The sequence below is a fragment of the Streptomyces sp. NPDC056486 genome, from assembly GCF_042795295.1.
Classification (GTDB): Bacteria; Actinomycetota; Actinomycetes; order Streptomycetales; family Streptomycetaceae; genus Streptomyces.
Genome location: NZ_JBHTSF010000013.1, coordinates 19,161 through 32,567 on the forward strand (window position 1 = coordinate 19,161; position 13,407 = coordinate 32,567).

The 13,407-nt window shown below is 70.9% G+C and carries 11 protein-coding genes; 9 read left to right on the top strand and 2 right to left on the bottom strand.

Annotation, left to right across the window (positions count from 1 at the left end; all coding sequences use genetic code 11):
- Position 1: 1 nt before the first annotated feature.
- The 6 genes from ACFQ7F_RS08420 to ACFQ7F_RS08445 all read left to right on the top strand — a co-directional run bounded on the left by ACFQ7F_RS08420 (position 2) and on the right by ACFQ7F_RS08445 (position 9,274).
- Positions 2 to 1,018 (top strand): glutamate ABC transporter substrate-binding protein, encoded by a 1,017-nt coding sequence (locus ACFQ7F_RS08420; RefSeq protein WP_383268024.1) that lies wholly within the window; start codon positions 2 to 4, stop codon positions 1,016 to 1,018.
- Positions 1,019 to 1,057: 39 nt separating this feature from the next.
- A complete protein-coding gene (locus ACFQ7F_RS08425) occupies positions 1,058 to 2,377 on the top strand; it encodes a hypothetical protein (RefSeq protein ID WP_383268027.1) in 1,320 nt (439 codons plus the stop codon).
- Positions 2,374 to 4,977, top strand: a complete 2,604-nt coding sequence (locus ACFQ7F_RS08430) for a tetratricopeptide repeat protein (protein WP_383268029.1) — start codon at positions 2,374 to 2,376, stop codon at positions 4,975 to 4,977. Before ACFQ7F_RS08425 ends, ACFQ7F_RS08430 begins: the two co-directional genes overlap by 4 nt.
- A gap of 2 nt (positions 4,978 to 4,979) precedes the next feature.
- A complete protein-coding gene (locus tag ACFQ7F_RS08435) occupies positions 4,980 to 6,344 on the top strand; it encodes a protein phosphatase 2C domain-containing protein (RefSeq protein WP_383268032.1) in 1,365 nt (454 codons plus the stop codon).
- A gap of 115 nt (positions 6,345 to 6,459) precedes the next feature.
- On the top strand, positions 6,460 to 7,803 hold the full coding sequence (locus ACFQ7F_RS08440) for a VWA domain-containing protein (protein WP_383268034.1): 1,344 nt from the start codon (positions 6,460 to 6,462) through the stop codon (positions 7,801 to 7,803).
- Positions 7,804 to 7,912: 109 nt separating this feature from the next.
- Complete coding sequence (locus ACFQ7F_RS08445) at positions 7,913 to 9,274, top strand: FHA domain-containing protein (RefSeq protein WP_383268036.1); 1,362 nt, start codon at positions 7,913 to 7,915, stop codon at positions 9,272 to 9,274.
- A gap of 59 nt (positions 9,275 to 9,333) precedes the next feature.
- Here the strand turns inward: ACFQ7F_RS08445 and ACFQ7F_RS08450 are convergent, their stop codons facing one another.
- A complete protein-coding gene (locus ACFQ7F_RS08450) occupies positions 9,334 to 10,308 on the bottom strand; it encodes a methyltransferase domain-containing protein (RefSeq protein ID WP_383268038.1) in 975 nt (324 codons plus the stop codon).
- A gap of 202 nt (positions 10,309 to 10,510) precedes the next feature.
- Here ACFQ7F_RS08450 and ACFQ7F_RS08455 point away from each other — a divergent pair, with 202 nt between their 5' ends.
- Positions 10,511 to 10,924 carry a globin gene (locus tag ACFQ7F_RS08455; protein WP_383268040.1) on the top strand — a complete coding sequence of 138 codons (414 nt, stop codon included), beginning with the start codon at positions 10,511 to 10,513 and terminating at the stop codon, positions 10,922 to 10,924.
- Positions 10,925 to 10,940: 16 nt separating this feature from the next.
- Here the strand turns inward: ACFQ7F_RS08455 and ACFQ7F_RS08460 are convergent, their stop codons facing one another.
- Entirely contained in the window at positions 10,941 to 11,612 is a 672-nt protein-coding gene (locus ACFQ7F_RS08460) for a TetR/AcrR family transcriptional regulator (RefSeq protein WP_383268043.1), read from the bottom strand.
- A gap of 212 nt (positions 11,613 to 11,824) precedes the next feature.
- Between ACFQ7F_RS08460 and ACFQ7F_RS08465 the strand changes: the two genes are divergently transcribed.
- Entirely contained in the window at positions 11,825 to 12,454 is a 630-nt protein-coding gene (locus ACFQ7F_RS08465; RefSeq protein WP_383268183.1) for an MSMEG_1061 family FMN-dependent PPOX-type flavoprotein, read from the top strand.
- 36 nt (positions 12,455 to 12,490) lie between these two features.
- The gene (locus ACFQ7F_RS08470) at positions 12,491 to 13,405 is read left to right on the top strand and encodes a PDR/VanB family oxidoreductase (RefSeq protein ID WP_383268046.1); all 915 of its coding nucleotides are present in this window, start codon (positions 12,491 to 12,493) and stop codon (positions 13,403 to 13,405) included.
- Positions 13,406 to 13,407: the final 2 nt, after the last annotated feature.

A 13,407-nucleotide genomic window follows, 5' to 3' on the forward strand; every position in this document is an offset into this window, starting at 1 on the left:
GATGCGTACGCGAGGACTGGCGAGGCTGCGCGGCTGGGGTGGAGCTGCCGCCATGGCGGTGGCCTGCGCGCTCACGGGCTCCCTCGTCCTGGTGCTGCCGGAGGCGGGCGACGCGGCCGGGTCGGGCGGGGACGCCGGTGCGAGCCGTGCGTTCCAGCGTTCCGCCGAGGCGGCTCCCGCGCGCGCCGAGGAGTGCGAGGCCCCGGAGGCGAGCCTGTCGCCCGCCGACAAGGATGGCCCGACCATCGAGGCCATCCGCAACCGCAAGGTCAAGAAGCTCATCGTCGGCGTCGACCAGAACAGCTACCGCTGGGGGTATCGCGACCCGAACAAGAAGACGGCGACGCTCGAAGGCTTCGACATCGACCTCGCGCACAAGATCGCCGAGGACATCCTCGGCGACCGCGACGCCGTGCTCTTCCGCGCCATCCCCACCAACCAGCGCGTCAAGGCGATACAGACCGGGCAGGTCGACATGGTCGTGCGGACGATGACGATCACCTGCAAGCGCGAGGATGAAGTCTCCTTCTCCACCGCCTACTTCAAGACCGGCCAGCAGGTTCTCGCCCCCAAGTCCTCGGACATCACCGGGTTCAACGACACACTGGACGGCAAGAAGGTCTGCTCGGCGAAGGGTTCCACAGCACTCACCGAGCTGGGGGAGCTCAAGAAGAAGGGCCTGGGTGCCGACATCGGTACTACGGTCCCCAACCAACTCGACTGCCTGGTAAGGCTCCAGCTCGGTGAAGTCGACGCCGTCGTGACCGACAGCGCGCTCGCCGCGAGCCAGGCCGCGCAGGACCCGACGGTCGAGCTGAAGGGCGACGCGCCGCTCAACACCGAGTACTACGGCGTGGCGATGAAGAAGCCGGAGAACGGCGACGACGACCTGGTGCGGCGGGTCAACCAAGTCCTGGAGGACTATCGCAAGAGCGGCTGGCAGAAGTCGTACGACCACTGGCTGAAGCCGGCCCTCGGCAAATCGGCGGGTCCGCCCGCGCCGAAGTACAGCGACTGAGCCGGACGTGAACAGCAACGCAGAGCGGAGAGGTGATCGATGAGCGTCGCGGGACCCCCCGGTCCTGTGATGGACCGGGACGAGGTGGACCGTGCGCTGGCGCGGCTCGACGCCGAGCACGAAGCGATCGAGACCTCACTCCTCGCCCTTCAGGATCACGCGGGCCGCCGACTCCTCGAAGGCGCCGGTCTCACCGGCACCACACAGGAGCGCTGGCAGTCCACCGAGCAGCAGATCACCCTTCTCTGGGCGTACTTCGACGCGTATGCCGCCGCCCTGCGCACGGCGCACGACGTGCGGGTGCGCAGACGATGGCCCAACAGGGACGACCTGATGGAGCTGACCGAGCTGCTGCGCGGTGAGAGCATCACCGTCGCCGGCGGCGCCGCCCCCGCGCCGTCGGCCTCGATCACCGGTCCTGCCAAGCTCACCGAACGCTTCACCCTCATCGAGCTCGTCTCACGGATGAACGACCTGTACGCGCACTCGCTCGACATGGTCGTCGCCGCCGACGCGGTCTGGTCAGCGCTGCCCGCCCGGATAGACCTCCTGGCCGCCGAGCTGCACCGCACCCGCCAGCTCGCGCACTCCGTGGGAGTCCGGCCTGGTGAGCATCCAGCGGGCGACGACCTGGAGCGGATCACGGCTGAGCTGACGCTCCTGCGCGAGCAGGTGGTGTCCGATCCGCTGGCCTTCTGGCAGCCCGCGAAGGGCAGTTCGGCGCCCGGCGGCGGACGCCCGCACACCGAGCGGTACGACCGCGAGGCCCGCGCCCTTGAGGACGTGCGCCGCGAGATCGACGCGGTGCTCACCGTCCGGCAGGACGCGGAGCTGCGGCTCGGCAGGCTGCGTGACGTGCTCTCGCGCGCCGACCGCACCCTGGCCGAGGCACGTTCCGCGCGCGGCGAGGTCCTCGCCAAGATCGCCGCGTCCGAAGTGCCCGCCGTCAGCGGCCCCTCGACCGCGCTGCAGGAGCAGCTGGCCATGGCGTCCGACTACCGCAGACACGCCCAGTGGCACCGCCTTTCCCCGCTCCTGGAGTCGCTCGAAGAGAAGGCCGAGGACGAACTCCTGCGGGCCCGCGAGTCGTTGAGCGCCGTCACGCAGCCCCTGGCGGTCCGTGCGGAGCTGCGCGGGCGCCTGGACGCGTACAAGGCGAAGGTCGCCCGGCTCGGCCACGCGGAGGACCCGTTCCTCGTCGAGCGGTACGACGCGGCGCGCCGGATGCTGTGGAGCGCGCCCTGTGATCTGCGCGTCGCCGAACAGGCCGTCCTGCGCTATCAGCAGGCGGCAGCCGAAGTCCTTGCACCGAGGGTGCCGCAACAGGGCGGCCCCACCGACCGGAGGGGGGAAGCATGAGTGAGCAGCGGAAGTGCCAGCGACCCGGATGCACAGGGTCCTACGAGGACGTGGGCGGCGGCGAGCTGTACTGCGACACCTGCGGCCTGGCCCCGGTCGTCTCACCGACGGGCATGGTGTCCTCTCCCCCGACCGGCATCACCGGCGGCGGAAAGGGTTCGGGCAGCAGCTCCCGGTCGAGTTCGCGCTCCTCGTCCCGCTCGGCGCGCTCCCAGTCCTCACGCAGGTCGGTGTCGGGGCGCCTCTCGCGCTCACTGTCCGGCGCCTCGACGTCCCGGTCGGTGTCGGTGCGCAGCTCCGGCGCGGCGGCGAGTTCGTCGGCCCGCAGCAGGCTGGGCGTGGGCCTGGTCCTCGTGCCCGAGGTGCCGCGCCCCGATCCTCGCCAGGCGGTGCAGGAGAACCCCGAGGTTCCGGAGCGGAAGCGATTCTGCTCGCGCTCCGACTGCGGGGCTCCGGTGGGCCGCGCCCGGGGTGAGCGCCCCGGCCGCACCGAGGGGTTCTGCACCAAGTGCGGCCACCCGTACTCGTTCGTGCCAAAGCTCGACGCCGGCGACATCGTGCACGGTCAGTACGAAGTCGTGGGCTGTCTGGCGCACGGCGGGCTCGGCTGGGTCTATCTCGCCGTCGACCGCGCGGTCTCCGACCGCTGGGTGGTCCTCAAGGGCCTGCTCGACACGGGCGACCAGGACGCCATGGCCGCCGCGATCTCCGAGCGCCGCTTCCTCGCCGAGATCGAGCACAGCAACATCGTGCGCATCTACAACTTCGTCGAGCACCTCGACCAGCGCACGGGCTCCATGGACGGCTACATCGTCATGGAGTACGTCGGCGGCAAGTCCCTCAAGGAGATCGCCAACGAACGCCGTACGCCGCAGGGCAAGCGCGACCCGCTGCCGGTCGAACAGGCCTGCGCGTTCGGTATCGAGGCGCTCGAAGCCCTCGGGCACCTGCACAGCCGCAATCTCCTGTACTGCGACTTCAAGGTCGACAACGCGATCCAGACCGAGGACCAGCTCAAGCTGATCGACATGGGCGCGGTCCGCCGCATGGACGACGACGAGTCGGCGATCTACGGCACGGTCGGCTACCAAGGCCCCGAAGTGGCCGAGCTCGGCCCCTCGGTGGCCTCCGACCTCTATACGGTCGCGCGCACCCTGGCCGTGCTCACCTTCGACTTCCAGGGGTACACGAACGTCTTCGTGGACTCCCTGCCCGACCCCGACAACATCGAGGTCTTCCGTAAGTACGAGTCGTTCTACCGCCTCCTCGTACGCGCCACCGACCCCGACCCGGCCCGCAGGTTCGCCTCGGCGCAGGAGATGGCGGAGCAGCTCACGGGCGTCCTGAGGGAGGTCGTGGCCCTCCAGACGGGCCGGCCGCGCCCCGCGCTCTCCACGCTGTTCGGGCCCGAGGTGAAGGTCACGGACACGGAGCTGTTCGCTGAGCTGACCGGGGACGTCTCGCACTTCGGGGTACGCGTGCTGCCGACGGGGCGGCGGAAGGGGCGCCCGGAACTGGCGGCGGGTAATGGAAATGGCCGGAGTGAGGGCAACGGCACCCCGGCGATCGCGCCGCCGGTGCCTCCGGCCGCTCCGCCCGCCCGGATCGTCCGCTCTCTCGACGCCCCCGCTACGGCCCTCGCCCTTCCGGTGCCGCGCGTCGACCCGAACGACCCGAACGCCGGGTTCCTCGCCGGGCTCATGGCCTCCGCACCCGCCGAGCTGATCACCGCCCTCGACGCCGCGGCCACCGACTCCGTGGAGCTCCAGCTGCGCGGACTCCGCGCCCGCCTGGCGATGGGTGAACTCAAGCCCGCGGCGCAGGCGCTGGCCGACCTGGAGATACGGCATCCGGACGACTGGCGGGTGGTCTGGTACCGCGGCATCGCCTCCCTCGCGATCGGTGACCACGAGAACGCGGCCCTGTCCTTCGACGCCGTGTACGACGCGTTCCCCGGCGAGCCCGCGCCCAAGCTGGCCCTCGGGGTCTGCGCCGAGGTCCTGGAGCAGCTGGACAACGCGGCCGAGTACTACCGCCTCGTGTGGGCCACCGACCCCAGCTATGTCAGCGCCGCGTTCGGGCTGGCCCGCGTACAGCTCGCGTCGGACGACCGGCGCGGCGCCGTGCGCACCCTGGAGTCGGTGCCCGAGTCCTCGATCCACTACACCGCGGCCCGCGTCGCGGCGGTGCGGGCCAGGCTGCGGCACCGTATGACGTTGGACACCGCGCCGTCGCCCGGCGCCCCCTTCCTCGACGTCCTGGACGACCTGACGGCTGCGGCAGGCCAGGTGGAGGCCCTCGCGGGCTTCGGCCTCGACGCGGTGCGCCGCGAGCGACTCTCCACCGAGGTCCTTGGTACCGCGCTGGACTGGGTACTCTCCGGTAGGCACCCTGGTCACGCATCCGCTCCACCGACAGCACCCGCTGCACCGGCGGGCGGCTCGCGGACCGTGCTGCTCGGCAGCGATCTGGACGAGCGCGGCCTCCGCTACGGCCTGGAGCGCTCGTACCGAACGCTTGCCCGGCTCGCACAGGGTGGCGAGGAAAGGATCGAACTGGTGGAGCGGGCCAACCGTTTCCGCCCTCGGACGTGGGTGTGAAGATGTCGCAGATTCACCAGCAGACTGCCGGGACGGGTTCCACGTGCCCCGGCTGCCAGGAGCCGCTGGAATCGGGTGACCTGTTCTGCGGCGCGTGCGGGTTCGACCTGTCGGCGCAGCCGGCCGGGTCGGACGACCGCCCCACCGTCGCGATGAACGGCTCGTCGCCCGCGCCGCGAGCCGACGCGTCATCGCAGTGGCCCATCGCCCCGGACGTGGACAGCTCCGACATGCCGGTGCCCGCGCACCTGCCCACCGACCTGCCGGTCACGGAGTCGTCGGGCGGCGAGCTCTCCCCGAACGCGGGGGATGCACGGGACGTACGGACGGACGCCCCCGTGACGCGGCCCGCCGAGCCGGACGATTACCCGCTGCCCGCGCCCGGCGCCCCGCCGGAGGCCGAGCCCGCCGATCCCCGGACGGTTCTCTCCGACCCCACGCCACCCGCGGGCACCAAGCTCTGCGTGGCGTGCCGCTCGGGCCGCGTCGACCCCGACGGCTACTGCGAGAACTGCGGGCACGCCCAGCCCCGCGAGCGCGACCACATGGAGCAGGAGCTCGACGCGGTCGCCGCGGTCAGCGACCGGGGCCTGCGCCACCACCGCAACGAGGACGCGTTCGCGATCTCGTCGGCCGCACTGCCGGACGGTTCCCCCGCCGTCGTCGCGATCGTCTGCGACGGTGTCTCGTCCGCGACCCGCCCCGACGAGGCATCCCTCGCCGCGTCACGCGCGGCCAACGAGTCGCTCCTGGACGCCCTGCCGCGCGGTACGCACCCGCAGCAGGCGATGCACGACGCGATCCTCTCGGCGGCCGACGCCGTCAACGCCCTTGCCGCGGAGCCCACTCAGGCCAGGGAGCACTCCCCGCACCAGAACGCGCCCGCGTGCACCCTCGTCGGCTCGATCATCGCCGGTGGCCTCCTGGTCGTCGGCTGGGTCGGCGACAGCCGCGCCTACTGGGTCCCCGACGACCGCAGCGGTCCCACCGTCCGGCTCACCGAGGACGACTCGTGGGCCGCGCAGATGGTGGCCGCGGGCCTGATGAACGAGGCGGAGGCGTATGCCGACGAGCGCGCGCACGCCATCACGGGCTGGCTCGGCGCCGACGCGTACGAACTGGAGCCGCACACCGCTTCCTTCAAGCCGGACCGTGCGGGTGTAGTGGTGGTATGCACGGACGGGCTCTGGAACTACGCGGAAGCGGTGGAGGAGATGGCACGGGCCGTGCCGGTCGATTCCGCCGTGCGCCCGCTGCACAGCGCCCAGGTTCTGGTCGGCCACGCGCTGGACGGCGGGGGCCACGACAACGTAACAGTGGCGATTCTGCCGTTCCGTGTCGTGCCGCAAGGGGCAGGATCCGCCTAGCGGAGGCCCCCGCGACGGATGCCGACCACGCGTTCGAAACGGGTGCCGACAACGCGTACTTGTCACCCACCGGCTTGGGGAAGCCGGTGGGAACATTTAGGGGGAGCAAAATTTCATGGCCAACTTCTCGAAGTCGAACGTGCCGCAGTTCTCGGTCGACGTGTACCAGAACGAGTACCTCCCGGAGGGCGGCCGCGAGGTCAACGCCATCGCCACGGTCACCTCGACCGGCGGTGGCACGGTGGGGTCCGCGGTGAGCGCCCCGCACCTCTACTCGGCGGGGCAGACCCCGGACGCGGCTGTGGCGATCATGGTCGACTGTTCAGGATCGATGGACTACCCGCCGACGAAGATGCGCGGCGCCCGTGACGCCACGTCCGCCGCGATCGACGCCGTACGTGACGGAGTCCACTTCGCGGTGATCGGCGGCACCCATGTCGCCAAAGAGGTCTATCCGGGCAACGGCCGCCTCGCCGTCGCCGACGCACAGACCCGGGGGCAGGCCAAGCAGGCCCTGCGCAAGCTCAGCGCGGGCGGCGGCACGGCGATCGGCACCTGGCTGCGCCTGGCCGACCGGCTGCTCTCCTCGGCCGACGTCTCGATCCGGCACGGAATCGTCCTGACGGACGGCCGCAATGAACACGAGTCACCCGAGGACCTGCAGGCCTCCCTCGACGCCTGCGCGGGCCGCTTCACCTGCGACGCCCGCGGTGTCGGCACCGACTGGGAGGTCAAGGAGGTCACCGGCATCGCCTCCGCGCTTCTCGGCACCGCCGACATCGTCGCCGACCCCTCGGGCCTGTCCGCCGACTTCACACAGATGATGGAGACGGCGATGGGCAAGGAGGTCGCCGACGTCAGCCTGCGGGTGTGGACGCCGATGGGCGCGGAGATCAAGTTCGTCAAGCAAGTGGCGCCGACGGTCGAGGAGTTGACCGGGCGTCGCACGGAGGCGGGACCGCGCGCCGGCGACTATCCCACCGGGTCCTGGGGCGACGAGTCCCGCGATTACCACATCTGTGTCGAGGTGCCGAACGCCGAGCTCGGCCAGGAGATGCTCGCGGCCCGCGTCTCGCTGATCGTGCCGCAGCCGGACGGCAGCGCCCAGACGCTCTCGCAGGGCCTCGTACGGGCCGTGTGGACGGATGACATGTCCGCTTCGACGTCGATCAATCCGCAGGTGGCGCACTACACCGGCCAGGCGGAACTGGCACAAGTGATCCAACAGGGCCTGGATGCGCGCAAGTCGGGAGATATGGACGGAGCGACGGCCAAACTGGGCCGTGCCGTTCAGCTCGCGAGCGCCTCGGGCAACGAGGACACCGCGAAGCTGCTTTCGAAGGTGGTCGACGTCGTCGATGCCGTGGCAGGTACTGTTCGATTGAAAGCGAGGGTTGCCGAGGCCGACGAGATGACACTCGAGACGCGGTCCACGAAGACTGTTCGCGTGAAGAAGTAGCAGCATGAAGAAGTAGCAAGCACCACCCATACTCATCGGTACTCATTCAGTGGGTCCACAGCAGCACGTACGGCCCCAGGGCCGGAGAAGGAGAGGGGGAAGCGCCGACATGCCGACCTGCCCGAACGGACACCAGTCGGGTTCCGACGACTGGTGCGAGGTCTGCGGTCACCGCATGGCCGGTGCCGTACCGCCGCCCCCGCCGCCGCCACCGGCCGCTCCCGGATACGGCTATCCGCCGCCGCCCGGACCCGGTCAGGACCCTGGGTACGGCTATCCGCCGCCCAGCCCCGGCCCCGGCCAGGACCCCGGATACGGCTACCCCCAGCAGGCCCCCGGCCGCCCGCATCTGTCGGCCGTGCCCGACCAGCCCGCCGAGCCCCAGCTCTGCCCGCAGTGCCGCACGCCCCGCGAGGCGAACGCGCCGTTCTGCGAGGAGTGCCGCTGGAACTTCCTGACGAACACGGCGACCTCGTACACCCCGGCCGCCCCGCACCCGCCCGCGTCGAACCCGGCGCAGCAGTTCCAGCAGCCTCAGCAGCCCCAGCAGCCTCACGGCACGCAGCCGGGCCAGGACCCGTTCGGGTACCAGGGCTCGCGGCCCTCGCAGATGAACCGGCCCGCCGAGCCGATCCCGCCGTTCGGCAACGGCAACCCGTCTTCCGGTCAGGCGCCTCCGCCGCCTTCGCCGTACGGCAATGGCAACCCGCCCGGGCAGGTGCCGCCGCCGTACAGCGGCGGTGAGCAGTCGGGGCCTCCACAAGGCTTCCAGCAGCAGGCGCCGCCCGCGTTCCCGCAGGAGACGGGGACTCCGCCGCCTCCGCATCAGCCTGGCCCGGGTCAGCCCGGCCCTGGCGGTCCGGCTTTCGGTGGCGGTGACGACGACTGGGTGATCTCACCGCCCTCGTCGGCCGCTCCGGGGCCCGGCGCTCCCGGTGGCGCTCCGCAGGCTCCCGAGCAGGGCGAGTGGGTCCGGCAGCCGCAGCCGGGCCAGCCGCCGCAGCAGACGCAGGCGCCGCAGAGCCCTCCGGGCTTCCAGGCCGTGCCGGGGCCCGGCACGGGCACGGTCTCCTGGTCGGCGACGATCGGTCCCGACCGCGAGTACTTCATGGCGATGATGCACCGCAGCGGTCCCGAGGCGTCGGGCCTGAACCTGCCCGCGTACTCGCCCGAGCAGCAGCGCCCGCTGGCCGGCAACCAGATCACCATCGGCCGCCGCCGGCACTCGACCGGAGACACCCCGGACATCGATCTTTCGGTGCCGCCGGAGGACCCGGGCGTATCGCACCAGCACGCGGTCCTGGTCCAGCAGCCGGACGGCACCTGGGCGGTCGTCGACCAGAATTCGACCAACGGCACCACGGTCAACAACGGCGAGGAGCCCATCCAGCCGTTCGTTCCCGTGCCGCTCCAGGACGGCGACCGGGTGCACGTGGGCGCCTGGACGACGATCACGATCCGGCACAGCTGAGGCGCGAGCCTTAAGGGCGTGAGGGCTTGAAGGCTTGAAGGCTTGAAGGCTTGAAGGGCTTAGGCGAGTGGCCAGGCGTACGGCCCTTCGGGGTCGTCGAGCCAGGCCCACTCGTGCGGCCCCCTGACGGTGACCCCGAAGCGCTCGCGCACCGGCCGGTCCTCGCGCTGCCACAGGGCGAGGGCCTCGTAGGGGTCGAGGCTGCCTTCGGTCAGCTCCAGCAAGAAGCGGAACCGCTCGTTCTGCAGAGCCCCGCGCGGCAGCCCTCCGAGGTGCTGCTCGTGCGGGGCTCTTCGGCTGCCGCCCCGCAGCGGCACGAAGTACGCGGGGGTGTGCAGGAAGCGGCCTTCGGCGTGCTCGGCGTCCCGCACCGTAAGCGCGATCAGGCCGGTGGCCAGCGGGGCCAGGATGCGGGCGCCCGGGCGGCTCTGGGTCAGCCAGGGGCGCGGCACGGAGTTCAGGGTGCAGGTCGCGATGATCCGGTCGTACGGGGCACGCTCGGGGCACCCCGCGGTGCCGTCGCCGGTGACGACGGCCGGGTGGTACCCGGCGGCTGTGAGATGCCGCCGCGCGGACTCGGTGATCTCCGGGTCCAGATCGACGGTGGTCACGTGCTCGTCGCCGAGCCGGTGGGCGAGCAGGGCGGCGTTGTAGCCGGTGCCCGCGCCGATCTCCAGGACGTCGCAGTCCCCGTCGCGCAGATCAAGCTCGTCCAGCATCTTCGCCATCAGGGAGGGCTGACTGCTGGACGAGAGGAGCTCTCCGTCGCGTACGCGGGTGGCGAGCGGGGCGTCCGCGTAGGCACCCTGCAGCCAGCGCGCCCGGCGTACGGGGTCGGGGTCCTCGCCCCACAGGCGTTCGTAGCCGCCGACCGGCGAGGTGACGTAGTAGTACGGCACGAACAGGTGCCGCGGAACCTGCTCGAACGCCGCACGCAGCTCCGGGTCCCGCGTCCAGGCACCGCTGGCCTCGACCTCGCGGACCAGAGCGGATCCGGCCTCCGCGGCGAGAAGGGGGTCGACTGTGGGTCCCATAGAGCCACTGTGCTGCGGTATTGCCTGCGAGGCGAGCGGCAGGACGTACCGATCCGGAGGAGATCGGTCTGGGATGGGTCCTGGATCGGACCTGGATCGCTCCCGGATCGGCCCGGATCGCTCGCGGCTCGGCCCCGGATCGCTCCCGCTCAGGAAGCCATCGGTCCTAAGTCTTCCGTCCTCGGCCGCCGCGTCTGAGACCATGGACGGCGTGATAGAGATCCCGCGCGGCACGCTTCAGGAGCAGACCTTCTACGAACAGGTCGGCGGCGAGGAGACCTTCAGGCGCCTGGTGCACCACTTCTACCAGGGGGTCGCGGAGGACCCGCTGCTGCGACCGATGTACCCGGAGGAGGATCTGGGCCCCGCCGAGGAGCGCCTCGCGCTGTTCCTCATGCAGTACTGGGGCGGCCCCCGTACGTACAGCGACAACCGCGGCCACCCCCGGCTGCGGATGCGCCACGCCCCGTTCACCGTCGACAGGGCCGCGCACGACGCCTGGCTGAAGCACATGCGGGCCGCCGTCGAGGAGCTGAAGCTCTCCGAGGAACATGAGCGGACACTGTGGAACTACCTGACGTACGCGGCGGCGTCCATGGTCAACACCGAGGGCTGACGCATGCGGGGCCGGGTCAGCCGGCCGGGCCACCCGTCAGATAGCGGGTGAGCATGGTGACGAGTTCGTCCTCGAACCGCGCGATGTCGACCTGGCCGGGCCCGGACCCGGGCTTGGGCTTGGGCCTGGGCTCAAGGTCGGACCCGGCCATCACCCGGTGCACCACCATCTCCACCGTGGAGACGAAGAGCCGTGCGGCGATGTCGACGTCCGCGACCCGCACCTCCGGATGGTTCCGGAGCAGCTTGCGGGCGTAGGCGATCCGTCTCCGCTCGCTGTCCGCGATCCGCTCCAGCAACTCCGGTGCGCGGGGCCCCTGTTCCATCATCACGCGGAGCAACTGCGGGTCCTCGCGGTGGTTCTCGATCGCGCCGCGCACATAGAAACGCATGATGCCCTCGATGGACTCCGGCAGCAGTTCGTCCTGGTCCAGCGGGGCCGCGGCCATCCCGGCGTCGAGATGCCGGGTCAGCAACTCGACCAGGATCGCGTCCTTGTTCGGGTAGTACTGATACAGCGAGCCGATCGAGACCCGGGCCCGCTCCGCGATCCGGTTGGTGGTCCCCGCCGCATACCCGTACTCGGCGAAAACGCGAGCAGCGGCGTCGAGGATGCGCTGCCGGGTCAGCTCGGCCCGGACCTGACGGGGCTGTTTACGTGGCTGAAGTCCACGGCGGTCGGCCGTCATGACACCTCCTGCGAGGGGCCGTGAAAGCGAGTAGCGCACGACCTGAGTAATTGCTCACAATAGTGCCATGAACTGCGGCGATGCGGATCCGAGTGCTCGCAGCCGATGCAGAGCCGAGCGCCCGCAGCCGTATGCCGAAGCCCGCTTGAGGAAGCCCTGGGAAGCCCTAGGAAGGTGCTATGACTGCCATCACGCATTCCCCGACGCATGCCCTGACTCATGCCCCCACACGCCCCCGCCGGGTCTCCCCGCAGGAGGTGCTTGCACGGCTCGGACAGCCCGATGCCACGGTCAAAGCGAAGCTGAAGGACCGTATCGACGACTACTTCCGCTACTTCATCGCCCACTCGCCGTTCCTGACGATGGCCACGGCGGACGCCGCCGGACGCGCCGACTGCTCGCCCCGCGGCGACTACCCGGGCTTCGTGAAGGTCCTCGACGAGCAGACCATCGCCCTCCCCGACCGCCCCGGCAACAAGATCGCCGACTCCTTCCGCAACCTCGCCGAGAACGACGGCGTCGGGCTGTGCTTCTTCGTCCCCGGCATGCGCGAGGTCCTGCGCGTCAACGGCAGCGGCTACGTCACCGACGAACCCGATGTGCTGGTCCGGATGCGCACGGAGGCCAAGCAGCCGGATCTTGCGATCGTCGTCGAGGTGGCCGAGGCGTACTTCCACTGCGGGCGGGCGCTGATCCGCTCCCGGCTGTGGGACCCCGCAAGCCAGGCGCTCGCCGAGGGGATGCCGTCATTCGGTGAGATCGCGGCCGCGCAGTTCGGTGCCGACGTGGACCCGAGCCTGCTCGAACAGGCCCTGGAGGACGGCTACCGAAAGCTCTACTGACCAGGCACTGACCAAGCCAAGCCAGAGGAATCACCGATGCAACAGACTGTCGTCGATCACATCGACCGGGTCGCCGAGGACGTCGTAGCCCTCACCCTGCGCACCGCCACCGGGGATCTCGCGCCCTGGGACCCCGGCGCCCACATCGACCTGTCCCTGCCCAACTGGCTGACCCGGCAGTACTCGTTGTGCGGGGACCCCGCCGACCGGGACGCCTACCGCGTCGCCGTTCGCTACGACCCGCTCAGCCGGGGCGGCTCGGAGTACGTCCACCGGTTCCTGCGCCCGGGCCGCGCCCTGGACGTCTCCCTGCCCCGCAACCACTTCCCGCTCGTCCCGGCACCGCGGTACCTGTTCCTCGCGGGCGGGATCGGAATCACGCCCTTGCTGCCGATGCTGCGCGCGGTGGCTGCCGCGGGACTTCCGGCGACGCTGCTGTACGTGGGGCAGTCGGCGGCCGGCATGCCTTTCGCCGACGAGCTGCGCGGCTCGTACGGTGACCGGGTACGCATCACAGAAACCAGGGCCGAAGGCCAGAGCAGGCCGGACCTCGACGCCCTCGCGGCCACGCTGGAGACAGACACGCTGGTCTACTGCTGCGGTCCCGCGGCGATGCTGGCGGCGGCCGATGCGGCGTTCCCCGCCGAGCGGCTGCACGCCGAGCGGTTCCAGCCGGTGCCCCGGACGTTCGGCCCCGACACGGCGTTCGATGCGGTCTGCGCCCGATCCGGGAAAACCGTCGCCGTACCGCCCGACGAGTCACTCCTGGACGCCCTCGCCCACGCCGGACATCAACTCCCGTCCGGCTGCCGCGAAGGCGTCTGCGGCAGCTGCGAGGTCACCGTCCTGGACGGCGCACCAGAGCACCGGGACGACATCGGCGCCGCCGAGGGCAGTATGTACGCGTGCGTGTCCCGGGCGCGGTCGCCCCGGCTGATCCTCGACCTCTGAGA